The organism is Lachnoclostridium sp. An131 (assembly GCF_002160825.1).
In the GTDB taxonomy this organism is placed as follows: Bacteria; Bacillota; Clostridia; order Lachnospirales; family Lachnospiraceae; genus Laedolimicola.
Window position 1 is genome coordinate 165,338 of the sequence record NZ_NFLI01000002.1, and the last position, 19,354, is coordinate 184,691.

The 19,354-nt window shown below is 52.1% G+C and carries 15 protein-coding genes; 13 read left to right on the forward strand and 2 right to left on the reverse strand.

Going from position 1 to position 19,354, the window contains the following annotated elements; translation table 11 throughout:
* The first annotated feature begins 3 nt into the window (after positions 1-3).
* The 9 genes from B5E77_RS02350 (at position 4) to B5E77_RS02390 (ending at position 11,831) form a co-directional block, all read left to right on the forward strand.
* Positions 4-1,560, forward strand: coding sequence for an MATE family efflux transporter (locus tag B5E77_RS02350; protein WP_087163788.1), 1,557 nt, complete (start codon positions 4-6; stop codon positions 1,558-1,560).
* Complete coding sequence (locus B5E77_RS02355; RefSeq protein WP_087163789.1) at positions 1,557-2,594, forward strand: glycosyltransferase family 2 protein; 1,038 nt, start codon at positions 1,557-1,559, stop codon at positions 2,592-2,594. Before B5E77_RS02350 ends, B5E77_RS02355 begins: the two co-directional genes overlap by 4 nt.
* Positions 2,587-3,585, forward strand: a complete 999-nt coding sequence (locus B5E77_RS02360) for a glycosyltransferase family 2 protein (protein WP_087163790.1) — start codon at positions 2,587-2,589, stop codon at positions 3,583-3,585. The genes B5E77_RS02355 and B5E77_RS02360 overlap by 8 nt, the downstream gene beginning before the upstream one ends.
* Positions 3,572-4,645: a glycosyltransferase gene (locus B5E77_RS02365; protein ID WP_087163791.1), complete on the forward strand. Its 1,074-nt coding sequence runs from the start codon at positions 3,572-3,574 to the stop codon at positions 4,643-4,645. The genes B5E77_RS02360 and B5E77_RS02365 overlap by 14 nt, the downstream gene beginning before the upstream one ends.
* 287 nt (positions 4,646-4,932) lie before the next feature.
* On the forward strand, positions 4,933-5,310 hold the full coding sequence (locus B5E77_RS02370; protein WP_087163792.1) for a BlaI/MecI/CopY family transcriptional regulator: 378 nt from the start codon (positions 4,933-4,935) through the stop codon (positions 5,308-5,310).
* Positions 5,307-7,571 carry a M56 family metallopeptidase gene (locus B5E77_RS02375; RefSeq protein ID WP_087163793.1) on the forward strand — a complete coding sequence of 755 codons (2,265 nt, stop codon included), beginning with the start codon at positions 5,307-5,309 and terminating at the stop codon, positions 7,569-7,571. The genes B5E77_RS02370 and B5E77_RS02375 overlap by 4 nt, the downstream gene beginning before the upstream one ends.
* Before the next feature lie 13 nt (positions 7,572-7,584).
* Positions 7,585-8,778 (forward strand): hypothetical protein, encoded by a 1,194-nt coding sequence (locus tag B5E77_RS02380; RefSeq protein ID WP_087163794.1) that lies wholly within the window; start codon positions 7,585-7,587, stop codon positions 8,776-8,778.
* Positions 8,779-8,956: 178 nt separating this feature from the next.
* A complete protein-coding gene (locus B5E77_RS02385; protein ID WP_087163795.1) occupies positions 8,957-11,065 on the forward strand; it encodes a penicillin-binding transpeptidase domain-containing protein in 2,109 nt (702 codons plus the stop codon).
* Position 11,066: 1 nt separating this feature from the next.
* Positions 11,067-11,831 carry a type III pantothenate kinase gene (locus B5E77_RS02390; protein ID WP_087163796.1) on the forward strand — a complete coding sequence of 255 codons (765 nt, stop codon included), beginning with the start codon at positions 11,067-11,069 and terminating at the stop codon, positions 11,829-11,831.
* A gap of 14 nt (positions 11,832-11,845) precedes the next feature.
* Here B5E77_RS02390 and B5E77_RS02395 read toward each other — a convergent pair whose 3' ends face one another.
* Positions 11,846-13,099 (reverse strand): DNA polymerase Y family protein, encoded by a 1,254-nt coding sequence (locus tag B5E77_RS02395; protein WP_087163797.1) that lies wholly within the window; start codon positions 13,097-13,099, stop codon positions 11,846-11,848.
* Positions 13,100-13,372: 273 nt separating this feature from the next.
* On the opposite strand from B5E77_RS02395, the gene hydG reads away from it, so the two are divergent.
* The 4 genes from hydG (at position 13,373) to B5E77_RS02415 (ending at position 17,724) form a co-directional block, all read left to right on the forward strand.
* On the forward strand, positions 13,373-14,791 hold the full coding sequence (hydG, locus tag B5E77_RS02400) for a [FeFe] hydrogenase H-cluster radical SAM maturase HydG (RefSeq protein WP_087163876.1): 1,419 nt from the start codon (positions 13,373-13,375) through the stop codon (positions 14,789-14,791).
* A complete protein-coding gene (locus tag B5E77_RS02405; RefSeq protein ID WP_087163798.1) occupies positions 14,766-15,038 on the forward strand; it encodes a hypothetical protein in 273 nt (90 codons plus the stop codon). The genes hydG and B5E77_RS02405 overlap by 26 nt, the downstream gene beginning before the upstream one ends.
* A gap of 254 nt (positions 15,039-15,292) precedes the next feature.
* Positions 15,293-16,225, forward strand: coding sequence for a carbamate kinase (gene arcC, locus B5E77_RS02410; protein ID WP_087163799.1), 933 nt, complete (start codon positions 15,293-15,295; stop codon positions 16,223-16,225).
* A 17-nt stretch (positions 16,226-16,242) separates the two neighbouring features.
* The gene (locus B5E77_RS02415; protein ID WP_087163800.1) at positions 16,243-17,724 is read left to right on the forward strand and encodes a glycosyltransferase family 39 protein; all 1,482 of its coding nucleotides are present in this window, start codon (positions 16,243-16,245) and stop codon (positions 17,722-17,724) included.
* Positions 17,725-17,778: 54 nt separating this feature from the next.
* Here B5E77_RS02415 and B5E77_RS02420 read toward each other — a convergent pair whose 3' ends face one another.
* Positions 17,779-19,293, reverse strand: coding sequence for a DUF6056 family protein (locus tag B5E77_RS02420; RefSeq protein WP_087163801.1), 1,515 nt, complete (start codon positions 19,291-19,293; stop codon positions 17,779-17,781).
* Positions 19,294-19,354: the final 61 nt, after the last annotated feature.

A 19,354-nucleotide genomic window follows, 5' to 3' on the forward strand; every position in this document is an offset into this window, starting at 1 on the left:
ATCATGAATAAAAAACGTGTCGCAATCAATATGACGGCCCAGCTGATGGCGTTTGGAATCAGTATGCTGCTTAGCTTTCTGCTGGTGCCGGCTATTGAGAGTATGATTCCGAATGCCTATGGCTTTACGGACGTTGCGAATAAATTTGTGTCGGCGGCTCAGATTGTAGTATCGGCCTTGAATACCATGGCGAGCCGCTTTATTACCATCCGGATTCACAGAGACGAAAAGGAAGAGGCTGGACAGTATTTTTCCTCTGTTTTCTTTGCGAATGTGATTATGGCGGCGGTCTTTATGATTCCGGCGCTGGTAGTGATTGTCTATCTGGGAAGGATCTTTCAGATACCTGAGGGAGCCAGCCTTCCGGATATTCAGCTGCTGTTCCTTTTCATTTTTCTGAACTTTACGATCAGCATCATTACCTCTGTATTCAGTGTCGCTTCCTACAGCAGGGATCGGCTGGAGCTGAGCTCTATATCGACTGTGCTGGGCGAGATCGTGCGCCTGGCTGTGCTGGCGGTATGCTATCTTTGCTTCCGGCCCTATCTGTTTTATGTGGGATGTGCTTCCGTGGCCTCTACGGTGATTCAGGCAGCAGCCAATGTGCTGTTTACCAGGCGCCTTCTGCCGGACATGAAGCTTCGGCTGCGAGACTTCCGCTGGAAAAAGGTCTGGGAGCTGGTATCTCTGGGAGCCTGGAATTCTGTAACCAGGCTGGGGCAGCTCCTTTTGGACGGATTGAATACAACGATAGCAAATATTATGATCAGCGCGGCGGCTATGACTACGGTGTCTATTTCAGGCCAGGTTCCTTCTGTGATCACCAATCTGATGGGAACGATTGCAGGGGTATTTAATCCGCAGATGACGATAGCATATGCCAAAAAGGATAAAAAACAGCTGTTGGATATTATTGCCAGCGCCGATCGGATTATGATTTTTATTATCAGTATTCCGATTGCCTTCCTTACCGTATTTGGAAAGAGCTTCTTTGAACTCTGGGTAGGCGGGACGCAGGATTCCACAGAGCTGTATATTCTGGCGCTTCTGAATGTGGGAACTTATTTTGTCAGCGCCAGCATTCAGGTTCTTTACCACGTGTTTCTGATTCTGAAACGGGTAAAGCTGAACTCCATGGTCATTATCTTAAGCGGGATACTGACGATTATATCGGTCTTTCTTATTTTGGATACAGCGCCGGAACTGGGAGTCTATGCGATTGTAGGCGTCAGCACGATCTTCAACCTGCTGCGCAATCTTTTCTTTACGCCGCTGTATGCCTCTTACTGCCTGAAGGTAAAATGGTATACCTTTTACGGAGATATTCTGCTGGGGCTTGTGTCGATCGGGGCCGTCTGCCTGGTGGCGCTGCCTTTTGAACTGTTTGTCAATATCGACAGCTGGATAAAGCTGTTTGGCATTGGAATTGTTGCGGGTCCGCTGGCCCTGCTGGTGAATTTCTTTATAGTTCTGAGAAAGACAGAGAGAAGTATGGTTATTAACGTAATCAAAACAAGAGTCTTCCATCATCAGAGCGGACAGGAGGGCGATAAGTCATGATAAGTGTGATCGTACCGGTCTATAACAGTATAACGACTCTGGAGAGATGTGTGAGGAGTCTGTGCGCGCAGACGTTTGAGGATCTGGAAATTATCCTGGTGGATGACGGATCGACAGATGGCTCCGGGGCTCTGTGCAGCGCTCTGTCCAGGGAGGATGCCCGGATTCGCGTGATCCGCAAGGAGAATGGAGGGGTATCCTCCGCCCGGAACGCGGGAATCGAGGCGGCAAAGGGAGAGTACCTGATGTTTGCAGACAGCGACGATTACGTGGAACCGGACATGGCGGAGAAAATGCGAAAAGAAATAGGTGAGGGAGATATCGCAATCTGCGGCTTCCATCACCATTATCAGGGAAGAGACGTGGTGCGTATCCCGGAGGTACCCGGGCAGAGCGGGGAAGAAAATTTTCTGGCCCTCCACGGACAGGGCTTTTTGAACATGCCCTGGAATAAATTATACCGGCTGGAGCTGGCAGGAAGATTTGACGAGAGCTTAAGCCTGGGGGAGGATCTTCTGTTTAACCTGGACTATCTGAGGCGCACGGATGGAATCACAGTCGTGAAGGAAGCGCTGTGCCATTACATTCAGGATGATACGGGAACCAGCCTTTCCTCACAGAAAAGAGCGGACCGGCTGGAGCTGGCAAAACGGATCTGGAAAGAAACAAAGGAATTTTACCGGGAGCTGTCAGGACATGAGGATGAAAGCGGCGTGATCAATGCCCGGCTGTTTCAGGATGTGCTGGATGAGGTAGAAGCCCTTCCCTTTGATCAGGAGAAAACGAAAAAAGAGAAGCTGGAGGTAATCGAGGGCTACTGCAAGGACAGGGAGCTTTCAGACGCGGCAGGGAAGGCCGCCCTGAAGGCGCTGGATTACAGGGTGATTCATTTCTGTATGCGCAAAGGCTGGGTGAGGATGGCCTATGATCTCTGTGAGCTGAGAGCAGCTTTGGTACAGAGCAGACAGAAAATCGCAGAGAAGGAAAACAGAGGGAAGGAAAGCGAAGAACCGCAGGACGGAAAGCATGAGTGAAAACAGAGAGGAAAACGAAAAATCTTTGATTTCGGTTATCATTCCGGTTTACCGGGTAGAGCAATATCTGAGGCGCTGCGTAGATTCGGTGCTGGCCCAGATATATTCCAGGATACAGGTGATTCTGGTGGACGACGGTTCCCCGGATGACTGCCCGGCGATCTGCGACGCATATGCGGCAAAGGATGACCGGGTACAGGTGATTCACCAGGAAAACGCCGGTCTTTCCGGCGCGCGCAACGCAGGGATAGAAGCGGCGGAAGGCCAATATCTGGCTTTTGTGGACTCGGATGATTATCTGGCGCCGGAGTTCCTGGAATGTCTGTACCGGGCCTGCGTGGACACGGGCAGTGACCTGAGCGTCTGCCGCTGGGAGTATGTAAAGGGAGAGCCGGTACCGGAGCGCGGAAGCGGCAGTGTGAGTCTGTACAGCGGACGTGAAATGCTGGCGAATCTGTACCGGCCGGACGGGGCCTATTTCGTAGTGGCCTGGAACAAGCTGTACCGGAGGGAGCTGTTTGAGCAGATCCGGTATCCGCTGGGCCGGATTCATGAGGATGAGGCCACGACCTACCGCATCTATGATCTGGTAAAACAGGCGGCCTTTGTGGACTCCTCCCTGTATGGATATTTTGTCACCCCTTCCAGTATCACAAGGGGCTTTAACCCCAAGCGCATGGACTGGGTGCGGGCGAATGCGGAGCGCCTGGACTTTTTTGAAGAAAAGGGCTACCGGGAGCTGATGCTTCCCGGGCTTCAGGCATTTGCAGACGGGAGTATTGATATTTATTTTGGTCTTCGGGACTTTCTCCCGGGAAGCGAGGAGCAGCAGGAGGAAATACGTTTCCTTGTCCGGCAGGGACTGCGCCGGGTGCGGCCCTACGGCAGGTTTCCGCTGCGCACAGAGATCGGCTACCGCCTTTTTCTGGCCTGCCCTGGAATCTATCGAAGGCTTTTGAATCGGGTGAAGAGTGAAAATGGAAAGCAGTAATTACAAAATCAGTGTGATTGTTCCTGTCTATAATGTAGAGCAATATCTGAAGCGCTGTGTGGACAGTATTCTGGCGCAGACGGAAAAGCGGCTGGAGATTATCCTGGTGGACGATGGTTCTACGGACAGCTCCGGAGCCATCTGCGACGCGTATGCGTCGCAGTATGAGCAGATCCGGGTATGCCATAAGGAAAACGGCGGGCTGACATCCGCCTGGAAGGCCGGTCTGGCCCTGGCCATTGGGGAATATACCGGCTTTGTGGACAGCGACGACTGGATCGATCCGGATATGTATGAGAGGATGCTGGCCCTGGCAGAGCGCGAGCAGGCGGATATGACAGTCTGCGGCCTGGTTTTTGATTTTGAGGATCCGAAGATTCCAAAGCGCGAGGAAATTTCAAATTTCAAAAAAGAGGTTTACAACCGGAGAGAACTGGAGAATCTTTTCCCGGCCCTTATCAACGACGGCTATTTCTTTGGGCGGACTCTGCAGCCGGCCCGGGTCACGAAGCTGTTCCGGACGGAAATCCTGCGTGCAAATGTAAAATACTGCGACGACAGTGTGGCTCTGGGAGAGGATATGCAGATTACCTTTCCGGTGCTTCTGGACACGCAGAAGCTGTGCGTTCTCCAGAATTTTTATCCTTACCATTACTGGATTAATCATAAATCCATTACCGGAAAATATGACGGAGCTTATATGGACAAGGTACGGCTTTTGTCGGAACGTCTCCTTGCGATCAGCAAAGATAAGGATGCCTATGACTTCGAGCCTCAGATTCGCAACGACTTTCTCAGCATGACGGTTCTGGCCGTCAAAAATGAAATCTACCGGAATTACAAGGCCGGGCGCAGAACAGTCACAGCCCATGTCCGTGCGATCTGCGAGGACCCGAAGGTTCGGGAAGCCATGGAGCGCCATACGATGGATAAGCTGTCAGCTTCCATCCGGCTTTATATCTGGCTGATGAAAAAAGGGCATTATACAGCCTGCTACTGGCTTGTGCTTGTATTTTTTAAGCTGAATTATTATTTGGGAAGAGAATATAAAAGGCAGTAGGGACAGGGTTCCTGTAGAAAATAAATCAGAGAAGCGTCATAGAAGAACAGGCGGCTGAAGCGGTTTTATACCGCATCAGCCGCCGCTTTTATCATATCAGGTATGAGGATGGACTATCAGATTTTTCCTGACATTAACATTCTTCTTGACATTAACATTCGGCAAATGTAGAATATAAGAAATGATATCCTGCATTTGCCGAATAAAATTGGAAGGCGGTGCGGAGCACAGCGAATTTCAGGCAGGGATATCTGCAGGAAATATAGGATCGAAAAGGGAGTGATAAGATGAGACGGCTGCCGGATTCAGAGCTGGAATTAATGATGATTATCTGGGATGCAGGGCGGCCTGTGACCAGAACAGAGATTGAGGAGCGGATGCCGCGTGACAGGCAGCTTTCCGCCACGACGATTCTTTCTTTTCTGTCCAGGCTGGAGGAAAAGGGCTTTGTCCGGATTCGAAAGGAAGGCCGGAGCAACGTCTATGAGCCTTTGATCGAGAAGAAAGCATATCTCAGAGAGGAAAGCCGCAGTATCTGGAAGCGCCTGTATCAGAATTCCGTAGGAAATTTTGTAGCCGCTCTGGGACAGGGAGAGGAGCTGACAGATCAGGATCTGGATGAGCTTCAGAATTTTCTGAATCAGAAGAGAAAGGAGAGAGGATGAAAATGCTGCAGGCAAAGCACCGAAAGGTTCTGTGGGTTCTTCTGCTGCTCTGGATGCTGTATCTGCATAAATGGTTTTTTGACAGGTTTATTTACATGGATATCAGCATTGATGTGCGGATGGGATTTTATATGGTGAAGCCGCTGCTTCTGGTGATTTGGGTGCTGGGTGTGCTGGTTATGGGAATACGGCAGCTTGCCTCTTATCAGCATTTCCGTAAGAAGGCTCTCGAGAGAATGTATCCGGTACAGGCATCCTGGATGCAGAGCGCCTGCCAGCAGGCAGCAGAGGAGGCGGGGTGTACGGATGTGCCGCCGCTGTATCAGAGTAGCGCAGTCAGCACGCCTCTGGTTCTGGGCTTTGCCGCTCCGGTTATGCTGGTTCCAGAGCAGGAGTACACCTGGGCGGAGCTTCATATGGTATTTCTGCATGAGTGCACACATGTAAGGAAAAAGGATCTCTGGTATAAGCTGCTTTTTGCGGCAGGTACCTGCCTGCTCTGGTTTCAGCCTCTTTTTTATCTTCTGAAGGCGGCGGCCTTCCGGGATGTGGAGGTGGCCTGCGATCAGAGCGTGATAGAAGGAAAGGCAGAAGCCGACCGGAGGGCCTATGCGGATTTTCTGCTGGAATCCCTGCGGAAAGGAAAAAGAAAAGAGCTTCCGTACTCTGCGTATTTTTACAACAGCAAGGCTGTGATGAAGGCAAGGCTTGCCGTGATCGAGGATACGCGGGAGCGTTCTGGCATTCCGGGAGCGGCGGTCTGCCTGATATTGTCCGCTGTGACGGTTGTGATGGCGGCGGATTATGTAAATGAGTGGCGCCAGAGGGCGCAGGCGGAGTACGAGGCCAGTCAGCCGCAGAATATCTATGAGGGCTATGGGCTGCCGGATAACTTTACGGAGGAGTCCGGTCAGCAGATGATAGAGATCATTGCGCAGAGCCAGGGAGCGCAGACCATGGATTCTGCGGACGAGGGAGATTCTGGAGAAGCCAACGGGGAAGATATCCGGTCTTCTTCTCAGGATGCAGGGGAAGAAGAGGCCCGGGACGCCGGCGCTTCAGGCCCCTGGCAGGTGGAAAACGCGCAGAGTACGGAACAGGCGGCATTTGCTCTGGCATACCGCTTTGTCATGTATTTTGGAGACCAGGAGCTGGGAAGCCGGATGAATTCTGATTTGGCGGATGGTATAGACTGGGCATGGATAGACGGGAGAGACATAGCGCTCCTCGGGGAGAATGAGAAGGAGGCCGTGTGTGCAGTCCGTTTCCGGTATCTGACGATGGACAAGGACGACGTTCCCGAGGTGAGGGCGCTTCCGGGAGTACAGCGGGGATATGACGATGGGACAGAATATCTCTACGTTGAATGGGCAGTACGAATCAGCAAAACAGGGAATATCAGCGAGCTGACAGGAATCGCAGAGCTGGAAAAGGTTCTGGCAGGCTGTGAGGCGGCAGGCATTCCGGCTGATACAGGCTTTCAGGAGCTCGATCTCTGGAACCAGCCGGTCTGCCGGGCAAGGACCCGGGACGGCGTGACGGAGGCTACCTGGGACGACGGGGAGACATGGAAGGAGGTTCCGATTGAGCTGGAGGCGCTGACGGCGCGGGGAGATCAGCTGGATGGGGCGCTTACAGGCGTACAGGAGAAAAGCTATGTAGTCTCGGAAGAGATGACCGCTTTCGCTTACGGCGGCTCTCCGGAGGTGCCGGTGACAGTGACCTGGTCGAAGGATCAGGGCGAAACATGGATGACCAGTGTCGTGACCTATGAGTATCCGGATGTGCGCCGGCTGTTTTTGAGCTTTCCGGATGCGGAGCATGGTTTTCTGGTTCTCACAGCAGGCAGAGCCATGCGGCAGGAAGGAGATATCCTGTACCGGACGGAGAACGGAGGAGTTACCTGGACCAAGGTGGAGCGAGAGACAGCTCTCGGCGCGGGAGGCTCTCATTCCCTGCTTACAGGATCGGAATTCATGACTCCGGAGGTGGGCTTTATTTCGATTCAGAGCTCCCAGCGGCCATTGCTGTACCGGACAGAGGATGGAGGGGTGAACTGGAAGCTGTGTGCCCTCCCAGGATCTGACGCAGAGAACGCGGAGTATTATACAATGGCCTATGTGCCGGAGCAGAAAGAGGACCGCCTTTGCGTGTACCTGAGCATGGAGGAATATTCCGAAATGGGAGGAGTCAAGCTGCGATATGAGTCGCAGGATTTGGGCGCGACCTGGAATTATACGGGAGAGGTGTTAAGAAAGTAGAAAGGACAGGTATATGAAAGGAAATCGGAAAACCCGCCGCCCGGATCAGGCGGTGCGCCGCTGGAAAAGGAAGCTGAGAGGGCTTCTGTGGACCCGAAGACTGTTCAGTCCACTGTTTCTGGTTGTTTATGTGACAGCCTGGGGAGCCCTTCTGCGGCTGTGCCTGCACGGCGGAGTCCGGAGAAATCTATTCCTTCTGGCAGCCTGCCTCCTGTTTTTCGCTGTTTATCTGGGCGTGTACCTGGCTGAGCTGCACGTGTATGGAAAGCGAAGCCTGAGACAAGTCTTCTCTGAATTTGAGATAGAAGGAAACTGTATAGCGGTGCTCCAGGAGAAGAATGGGGCGGAAGAACAGAAGGTATTTGATCTGGGTGATGTGCGCTGGTACAGGAAGAAAAGAGGCCATATTTTTCTGTTTCTGAGGCGGCACCAGTTTGTATGGCTGGATACAGAGAGTATTTCCGAGCAGAAGCGGGAATTTCTGGAGCTGAAGCTGACGCAGAAGGGGATCCTTGCGGTGCAGTTTTGGCGGATTCCTGCAGCGCTTCTGCTGGCTGCGGTGACGGTGCTCGGCGCTGCGGGGACTTCCTGGAGCGCGGTTCCATTCAATGGCCGGCTAGCCTGGGCTGTAGACGAGCTCAGACGCAGCCGGAGGGTCCGCCTGGTACACGATAACATTTATGAAGACGGGCTGGACGGAATTCTTCAGGATATCCGGACAAAAATAAAGCTCCCGGAGACACTCTGCCTTGTGAACAGCTTTAATCTGCATTTTCGGGCGGACGGTACTGTGGAGGCGTTCTATACCTTTATAAAAGGATACGATGAGGAAGGAAATTTTGTGGACAGCTATCTGATTGATTATAATGCGGCCCATTCGGACAGGATAACGATCTGGCTTGGCGGAGCCGCGAGCATGGAATTTGAGCGGGAGAAGGACTTGAGGCCTCTTCTGGAAGCCATGCGTGTGCTGCCGCTGCAGGAAACTGTGGAAGGCTGGAATGAGGATGTCTATGGAATTCTGTATTATGGAGAGCGGAGCTGGGGCTACAGTACCGAGGGCATCCGTTATCTTGATGCAGACGGCAGCGTGTCCTTTCCGGGAGCCCACGTATCGGAAGAGGTCAAAGGGTACAGCGTCTCTGTATTCTGTCCGGAGAATGAGGCGGAAACGCCCGTAAGGTATCTCTACAGGGGAATTTTGTGAAAGAAAAGCTGCGGTGAATAGAAGTACGATAACAAACGGACACAGGAGCGGCGGTATTTGACAAAACTGCCCTTGTAATACAGACAGGGCACATGTTACACTGAGGACAGGAAAGCTTTTCCGGCGGGCGGGCCGGCTGGAGGCTGATCATCTGTCGGAGACAGAGGGAGAAGAGAGCATGAAAAAAGGAAAAGCAGGGAAAGGAAACATGAGAAAAGCAGCGGCGGCAGCCGGAATCCTGACCGGCTTCTGCCTTTTGGCGGGGTGCGGAAAGGAACAGGTACAGCCGGAACAGCTTCTGACAGAATACATTCAGCTTTTGAACGAGGGAAATTATGAGGAGATGTACTCCTACCTTTCCGAGGAAGCAAAGGCGGAGACGGACGAGGAGACCTTTGTAAACCGCAACCGGAATATCTACAGCGGAATCGAGGCTCAGGATATTGCAGTTACAATTTCAGAGGATGAAGAAAAAGAGAAGGATGCGGATACGCAGCGGGTGGAGTATTCGATTACCATGCAGACGCTGGCAGGCGAGCTGTCCTTCGATCATATGGTGGCTATTTTTAAAAAGGATGAGGAAGGCGCCTATAGGATGGAATGGGACAGCCAGGATATCTTCCCGGATCTCCAGAATACGGACAGGGTCCGCGTGGTAACTACGGAGGCGAAACGGGGAAATATCTATGACCGCAACGGCGTGGAGCTGGCACGGGAAGGCGTAGCGTCCTCTGTGGGGCTTGTGCCCGGAAAGCTCCCGGAGGATCGGGAGGCTGCCTTCGAGCAGCTTTCGTCCCTTTTGGAGATCAGTGTAGAGAAGATAGAAAATGCTTTGAGCGCGGGATGGGTCCGGGACGATACCTTTGTCCCTCTGCGCACGGTCTCGAAGGAAGCAGGAGAATTGAAAACACAGCTTCTGGAAATCCCGGGAGTGATGATCACGGATACGGTTGTGCGCTACTATCCGTTTGGGGAGAAAGCGGCCCAGCTGACAGGCTATGTGCAGAATATCACGGCAGAGGAGCTGGAGGAGCGGCAGGGACAGGGGTATAATCAGAACAGTATCATCGGAAAGGCGGGAGCCGAGCGTGTCTATGAAGAGCAGCTGCGTCCGAAGGACGGCTATTCGATTCAGATCCTGAATGAGCTGGGAGATGTAAAGGAAATAGTACTGGAAAAGGCTCCTGAGGATGGAGAGGATGTGGTGCTGACTATAGACATCACATTGCAGCAGTATCTCTATCAGGAAATGGAAGGAGACGAAGGCTGCGCAGCAGCCATGGATCCTGTAAGCGGGGCTGTGCTGGCGCTGGTGAGTACCCCGGCCTATGATCCCAATGATTTTGTGATGGGCTATACTGCAAGCGCCTGGGAAGCGCTGAATGCGGACGAGGCCCAGCCTTTATACAACCGCTGGCTGGCTTCCTGGGTTCCGGGTTCATCCTTTAAGCCGGTGACGGCGGCGCTCGCGCTGACAAAGGGAACACTTGACCCGGAGGCGGAGGTTCCAAATGACGGGCTCCGCTGGCAGCTGGATTCCAGCTGGGGCAGCTATTATGTGACGACGCTGGAGGATTATTCTGTGAAAAATCTGGAAAATGCGTTGATTCACTCTGACAATATTTATTTTGCCAAGGCGGCTGTAGGCATGGGCGCCGAGAGCTTTGGAGAAGGCTTGGATTCCCTCGGGTTTGGAGAAGAGCTTCCCTTTGACTTTGCGCTGACGGCATCCTCCTATGGGACGGACGGGGAAATCACCTCGGACATGGAGCTTGCGGACAGCGGGTACGGACAGGGAAAGGTGCTGGTAAATCCGATTCATCTGTCCTCCATGTACTCGGCTCTTGTAAACGATGGAAGTATGGTGCGCCCATACCTGACAGAAGGGCAGGAAACTTCTTATTGGAAGGAACATGTCTTTACGCCGGAAGCGTCTCAGATTGTGTTAAATGATTTGTACCGGGTGGTCGAATCAGAGGAGGGGACAGCTCATGAGGCATACCGGAGCGGTTACCGTCTGGCTGGCAAGACAGGAACGGCAGAGCTCAAGGACTCTCAGGATGATACGACCGGCACGGAGCTTGGCTGGTTTGTGGGGCTTTGTACGGAGGACACAGACAAACCGCTGCTGATTACCATGATGATTGAGGATGTGAAGGGACGGGGAGGCAGCCACTACGTGATTCCGAAGGTAATGGCAGGCTTTGACGCATGGATGCTTGGAAAGGCGCCGGAATACCAGGCAGATCCAGGCGCTGCGGATGCGTCCCTGGAAGGAGTAGACTGATATGATACTGGCAATTGATGTGGGAAATACAAATATAGAAATCGGCTGTATTCAGGGAGACGACATTGTCTTTGTGGAGCGTCTCCATACAGACGGGACAAAATCGGAGCTGGAATATGCCATCAGCATTAAAACGGTGCTGGAGCTCTATAAGATTGACAGAAAGACGCTGGACGGAGGAATCATTTCCTCTGTGGTTCCGCCGCTGACCAATGTGATCCGCCGTGCGGCTGCAAAGGTGACGGGACGTGAGATTCTGGTAGTCGGTCCCGGTGTAAAGACAGGACTGGATATCCGGATAGACAACCCGGCTCAGCTGGGAACCGGCCTGGTAGTGGGGGCTGTGGCAGGAGTGGAGGAGTACAGCTGTCCGCTGGTCATCATCGATATGGGAACGGCGACCACCTTTACCGTAGTCAATGAAAAGAAACAGGTCGTAGGCGGTATGATTATGCCGGGGGTAGGAATCGCTCTGGACGCCCTGATCAGCAGAACCTCACAGCTTCCGAAGATCAGCCTGGATCCGCCGAAGAAGTTTATCGGAAGCAATACTGTGGAGTGCATGAAGAGCGGCGCCCTCTATGGAAATGCAGTCTGCCTGGACGGAATGATTGCCCGGGTGGAGGAAGAGCTTGGGCAGAAGGTGACGGCTGTGGCGACAGGGGGCATGGCCAAGTACATCATACCCTACTGCCGTACGCCGATCGGCCTGGACGACGCTCTGCTGCTGAAGGGGCTGAAAATCATTTATCGGAGAAATGCCTAGGAGATGGGGAATATTCAGGAATCCTTTGTTCTCAGGCTGCCCCGGTGCACCGCGTTTTCGCCGTACTTTCTGCGGATTTTTTCCATGGCAGCGTCCAGTTTTTGAAGCTTTTCAGAAGAAGGGGCTTGCGTGGCCTCTTCTTTTTTTGGCTCTTTTCCTGCAGCCGGCGGAAGATCAAAAATGGACAGCTGAACGGGCTCATCTTTGGCAGTAAGCTTCGAGGAACGGATGCCAAGAAGGCGTACAGGCCGGCCGTCCCACAATTCGTCAAACAGGGAACAGGCCAGACGGCAGATATCCTCCGCACGGTTGACAGGGGAAAAGGTCTGCGTCTGATGTGAGGCTTTGGTGAAATCAAAATATTTGATTTCCACGGTCACCGTTCCTGCCAGCTGGCCGGCCTTCTGGAGGCGCCGTGCCACGCTTTCTGACAGAGAGAACAGGATTTCATTGGCCTTTGCGGCTTCTGTGACATCTTCCGAAAGCGTAGTGGAGTTCCCGATTCCCTTTGCCTCCTGTTTTTCTGTGACAACAGGAGAGGGATCGATGCCGTTTGCATATTCCCACATGAGCTTCCCATGGCTTTTGAAATGTGCGGCCAGAAAGGCGGGATCTGCCTGTGCCAGCTCTCCGATTGTGCGAAGCCCCAGCCCTTCCAGCTTGGACGCGCTTCTGCGGCCGACCATGAAGAGATCGGACACAGGAAGAGGCCACATTTTTTCTCTGATTTCTTCAGGATACAGAGTATGTACCTTTCCGGGCTTTTCGAAATCACTGGCCATCTTTGCCAGAACCTTGGCTGTGGAGATTCCTACGTTTACAGTGAAGCCGAAGGCTTCCAGGATCCGGTCCCGGATGAGCGCGGCAGCCTCTTCGGGAGAGGCATAGCGGGAAGAGACGGAAGTAAAATCCAGATAGCATTCGTCGATGGATACCTGCTCCAGCTCGGAAGAAAATTCTTCGGAGAGAAGCTGGATCATAGCCTGGCTGTAACGCCGGTAAAGCTTGTGGTTGGGAGGCTCCATGACGAGGCCGGGACATTTGCGCAGGGCGGCTGCTACAGGCTCCCCGGTCTGAATTCCATATTTTTTTGCAGGGATAGATTTAGCCAGCACGACGCCGTGGCGGCTTTTCTCATCTCCGCCTATAATCGAGGGAATGGTCCGCAGGTCGGTTTCGCTTCCGTTTTTCAGCTTTTCCAGGGCAGTCCAGCTCAGATAAGCGGAGTTGACGTCGATGTGAAAAATAAGGTGCTTCTGTCCGGCCATCTGCAGCGCCTCCTTTCCGTCTGGGCAGCGCCGGCGCATGAGGAGCGCTGCCCCTTTGGCGCCGGCGCGGAGTAAGACACTTACCTATGTTAATTAGAGATAACAATATTATACCTAACAGAACGTATGTTTGCAAGGAGTAAATGGTACAAAGTGACGGTTTGACAGCCTGTGCCGAACGCGGTACACTGGAACACGAAAGCAGGCAAACCATATGCAGAAAGCGTCCAGACGCATCTGCGCCGGAAGAACAGGAAAGAGGGTATTATCATCATGTATAACGCAGCATCGAAACGCGCAGAGGAGTTTATTGACCATGAAGAAATCCTGGCATCGATTCAGTTCGCCCAGGAAAATAAGAATAACCGTCCCTACATAGAGTCGCTGATAGAGCGTGCGGCGGACTGCAGGGGGCTGAATCACCGGGAGGCCATGGCGCTTCTGGAATGTGAGGAGCCGGATCTGGTGGAGCGGATGTTTCATCTGGCCAGAGAAATCAAGCAGAAATTTTATGGCAACCGGATTGTCATGTTTGCCCCTTTGTATCTTTCCAATTACTGCGTGAATGGATGTACCTACTGCCCCTATCATGCAAAAAACAAGCATATTGCGAGAAAGAAGCTGACACAGGAGGAAATCCGAAGGGAGGTCATTGCCCTTCAGGATATGGGGCATAAGCGGCTGGCACTGGAGACGGGGGAGGATCCGGTCAATAACCCGATCGAATACGTGCTGGAGAGTATTCAGACGATCTACAGCATTCAGCATAAAAACGGCGCTATCCGCCGGGTCAATGTAAACATTGCTGCGACGACAGTGGAAAATTACCGAAAGCTGAAGGAAGCAGGCATAGGGACTTATATCTTGTTCCAGGAGACGTATCATAAGGAAAATTACGAGAAGCTTCATCCCACAGGCCCGAAGCACGATTATGCATGGCATACCGAGGCCATGGACCGGGCCATGGAGGGCGGGATTGACGATGTGGGCATCGGAGTTCTGTTCGGCCTGAATATGTACCGTTATGATTTCGTGGGGCTCCTGATGCATGCGGAGCACCTGGAGGCGGCCTGCGGCGTCGGTCCCCATACGATCAGTGTCCCGCGTATCCGGAACGCGGATGATATCGACGCCTCCACTTTTGAAAATGCTATTTCCGATGACCTGTTTGCGAAGATTGTGGCAGTGATACGCATCGCAGTTCCCTATACGGGAATGATTATTTCGACCCGGGAGTCCAAGGCCACGAGAGAGAAGGTTCTCGAGCTGGGAGTATCTCAGATAAGCGGAGGATCACGCACCAGCGTCGGCGGCTATGTGGAACCGGAGGAGGAAGAGGAAAACTCCGCACAGTTCGATGTGAGCGATACGCGCAGCCTTGACGAGGTGGTAAACTGGCTGCTGGATCTGGGCTGTATTCCGAGCTTTTGTACAGCCTGCTACCGGGAAGGACGGACAGGAGACAGGTTTATGTCTCTGGTGAAATCCGGGCAGATAGCCAACTGCTGCCAGCCCAATGCACTGATGACGCTGAAGGAATACCTGGTAGATTATGCGTCTGAGGATACAAAAAGAAAGGGAGAGGTGGTCATTGCGGAGGAGCTGAAGAAGGTATCCAGCGACAAGATCCGCGCGATCGCAGCCCGCAATCTGGAGGAGATTGAGCATGGAAAAAGAGATTTCAGGTTCTAGTCAGGACTTCTGGGCCTCTTCAAGAAAATACCGGCAGGCAGCAGGAGCTGTTCCCGGGCAGGAGCAGGAAGAGGACGACAGATATTATACGCAGAAATTTGACTCCCGCTGTCCGGTGGACGCCTCAAAGGTCGTCCACACGGTACGGTTTATGAAAGCAACCTGCACCCGGGTGGATGATATGGTAGATGATTTCCGCTGCAGCAGGGACAGCAAGTGCGTGAAATGCACAGAAAATTACCGGTGAAGTCCTCTGTGGGGAAGCAGCGCTGCTGCGGGGAGGTACAGATGCAGGGAGGCACGGAGCAGTACGGGGCGGGCCGCCGCAAAATGTTGCGGCGGCCCGTTGCTTTTTTAGCAGTGACCCATTATAATAAATGTAATATTTGAAACAGCCTGGCCAGGCGGGAAGCTTAATCTGCCGTCTGGCCGTTTCTGTCATACTATGAAAACGCCGGCTGTTTCTGTCATACTATTAAAAAACGAATGAGGTAAATGGATATGGAAAAGAAAAAAGTAGTACTTGCTTTGGGACATAAAGCGCTGGGCACGACGCTGCCGGAACAGATGACTGCCGTAAAAGGAGCTGCGAAGGCTGTAGCAGATCTGGTAGAGGAGGGCTGCCAGCTGGCAATCTGCCACAGCAATGCGCCGCAGGTAGGCATGATCCATACGGCGCTGAATGAATTTGGAAAGGAGCACCAGGATTATACCTTTGCGCCTATGTCCGTCTGCTCTGCCATGAGCCAGGGATATATCGGGTATGATCTGCAGAATGCTATCCGGGAGGAGCTGCTTTCCAGGGGAATTATGAAGACGGTGAGCACGATTATCACGCAGGTGGTAGTGGACCCGTATGACGATGCTTTTGCGGAGCCTATCAAGGTGATCGGACGCTATATGACGGCAGAAGAAGCGGCTGCAGAGGAAGAAAAGGGCAATTTCGTCGTGGAAGAAGAGGGCAAAGGATTCCGGAGAATTGTCGCAGCCCCGAAGCCGAAGGAGATTGTAGAGATTGAAGCCATCCGCACGCTGCTTGACGCGGATCAGATTGTAATTGCCTGCGGCGGAGGCGGCATTCCCGTGCTGCGCCAGCGGAATCATCTGAAAGGGGCCAGCGCAGTCATTGAAAAGGATTACGCCAGCGGAAAGATGGCGGAGCTTCTGGATGCGGATATGCTGATGATTCTGACCGGACAGGAGAAAATGGCTATCAACTACGGAACGGAACGGGAAAAGCAGCTGGATGTGGTAAGTCCGGAGCAGGTAGAGGAATATGCGGCGGCGGGCCAGTTCCCCAGAGCTTCCATTCTTCCGAAGATGGCGGCAGGAGCCTCCTTTGTATCGGGCAGAGAAGGCCGCGTGGCGGTTATCGCAGAGCTTACGAAGGCCAGGGAAGCCTTCCATGAGAAGGCCGGAACCATTATCAGATAACGCTGGAAGGATAAAACATGGAAGAAAAGATACAGAAAAGCCTGCTCCTCATATTCTCTGGAGTTTTTGCAGTAATATGGGCGGTTCTCTGGCTTACAGCGGCATCCTATATGAATCACAGCAAGCTTGTATGCCTTCTGGCGGCAGCCTTGCTTGTCCTGATGCTCCTTATGGTATATCTGACCGGAAGAATTTCCCGGAGTCTCCAGAATCCGGGACGGTTCTGGAGAGGCCTCTCCTGCCTTCTCCTGCTTCTGATGGCGGCGGGCCTCTTTTACGCAGGCATGGAGCTTAAGGTATATCCGAGCTGGGATTTCGGTTCGGTTTACCAGGGGGCTGTAGAGATAGCTGAGAATGGGGCCTTTTCGGACAACAGCAACTGGTACTTTACGACGTACCCCAATAATGTGGCTGTCTGTATGCTTCTGGCAGGCTTTTTCAAGCTGTTCGGCGGCCTGTGCTCCTATATAACGCTGGGGATTCTGCTGAATATTGCGCTGATTCTGCTGGGAATGGTTTTCACCTTTTTTCTGGCGGAGAAGCTGTATGGGAGCAGGACCGCTTTTTTAATCATATTCTGCTGCGTGCTCTTTATGCCGTTCTATATGCATGCTCCGATTTTCTATACGGATACCTTTGCCCTTCCCTTTGTGACAGGCACTTTTCTCTCTTATCAGTACCGGAAAAAGGATGCGAAGTGGCTGCTTCTGACAGCGGCGGTGCTTGCAGTCGGTTATAAGGTAAAGGGGAGTCTTGGAGTAATTCTGGTGGCTCTGCTGATTCATCTCTGGCTTCAGAAGGAAAAAGTGTCAGAGCGGCTGAAGAAGAGCCTTTATCTGGTTACACCCTTTGTGTGTCTGGTTATGCTGCTGACCGCTGTACCCGCCAGAATGCCGTTTTTCGACGCCTCAGACAGAGAGAAAAATGAATTTCCGATGGAGCACTGGCTGGCGATGGGGCTGGTAGACAGCGGCGGTTACAATGCGGGTGTGTACTGGATGACTGCCTCCACAGAAGGAAAAGAGGCCAAAAAAGAAGTAGACCGGCAGTTTATCCGCGATACGCTGGAGGAATACGGCGTCTCCGGAATGCTGGAGCATTTAAAGGACAAGATAGAATTTACCTGGGGTGACGGTGTGTACTTTGCACCGGAGAAGCTGAAACGGGAGCCGGTAAAGGAAAGCCCACTTCATTCCTGGGTACTGTATGACGGGGCAGATTATTCAAAAACTTATCTGTACTGCAGTGCGGTTCAGCTTCTGCTCCTGGCAGGAATCCTGCTTTCTGTGCTGCGCAATTTCCTGGAAAGGGGAAAAATCCGGGAGATTCAGGCAATGCAGCTGGCAGTATTCGGCTTATTTTTGTTCCTGCTCGCCTGGGAGACCCGGTCCCGGTATCTGCTGAATTTTGTGCCTGTCTTTCTGCTGCTGGGCGTGGACGGCGCGCAGGGAGCAGCCGGCTGGCTGAAGCGTATAGTTCCGGTGCGCCGGAAAGTGTAAGGTAGATTCTGAGCAAAAGCTATCCCCGGTCAAGGACCGGGGATTTTTTCTTGCCTAGTATACGATAGACAGATGAACTATTTTCTTGCCATACCACTCCGCAGTAGCCTGATTTCTCCAATTTTCCGGATCTGTCGAGATGTCCTCCAAATCTAGAAGATGCGGCCGTACTGAAAAATTGGGAACCCAGACTTCATCGACACCTTCCATAGTAAGAAGGGCAATGCGGTGCAACACTTCCTGATGATAGGACTGGGCGTAGCCTTCTGAGAGATCATGTACAGCAGATTTAGTGGCCAAATCTTGATGATAAGTGAAAAATATCATGAAGATCAGACTGGCAGAAATGGACACCAGAAACACCTTATGGTATTTTTTTGTGAACGATTGCCAGAAACACAGCAGTGAATCTCTCTGGGATACGTCGTAAGCCTGCAGCCTGCTGTGGAGCCAGCCAAACAGATAGAAAAGGTTTAAGATGACAAGCATATAATAGGTCATCATGATAATGTTAAGCGTGCGATCGAAAATAACCGAGGTTCCCAATGCGTAGGTGTTGGGAGCGAAGGCGCTGGATAATACACAAAAGGAAGCAAGCAGGATAAGTCCTGGCAGCGGAAAGGAGGCCTGAATATGGGAAACGGCATTCCACAGGATCGGAATCAGGAAAAGCAGGGCGAGGATAAAAAAGGAATTATTCCATTCACCCATATAATTCAGGCAGTACCGGAAGGCCTGATAGATGGAGGAAAGAGGTTCCATAAGGCCGGCAGTACCCTCTTCACGAACCAGATTTCCAGGTGCTGATACACAGATAAAAAAGCTGGACAGGTTGATGCACCATGGAAGGACCAGCCAGCAGGCTTGTTTTTTCTTATAATAAATACAGAAAACGGCAAAGACGACAAATAGCACAGCCGTAAGAAGGCCTGTGACAAAATTGGCTCCGCCTGTCATAAAGGCCAGAAGACAGGCGCAGAGCATATAGATGATTTTTCTGCTCTTTTTTGTGGTTTTCAGCCATGACAGCATGTAGGCAAAAAGCAGAAGCATGCAGGAGTGCATGAAAATATAATGTACAGCGCCGCAATACCAGTAAAAGGCCTCAGAAGCAGCGGGAAGGAGCTGTGTACACAGAAAAAGAAGCGTAACCGTAATGATACGGCAATATTCTTTTCGAATCTGATACCAGTCCCTGAGAAGTACCTTTAAAAAAATGCTGGTGGAAAGGATCAGAGCACCCAGCATAATGAAGGTAGTCAGAGGGTACAAGCGTTCGCTGATAACTGCCGGCTGTAAGGCCATAAAAAAAGCAGATACGAAAGGTCCCTGATAGCTGAACCAGGAGTCCCGGGCGGTAGTTAGAGCCGCTTTCACTACCTCCAGAAGGGAATGAGAGGATTCCCATGCGAAATGCGCCGCCATTCCATAGGTAAAATCGTCTCCTACAGGATGATTATAAAATGCCATGACCAGCAGGGGAATAAGACTCAAAATAAACAGGATTTCAAGCACAAGGCAGATTCTTCCTGCCAGTGAATCAGGAAGCTTTAATTTTAAATTTTTCATATATACCTCTTCTGCATTATATAAATTTAGAAAATACTATTGTCAGAATAGACCAAATCAA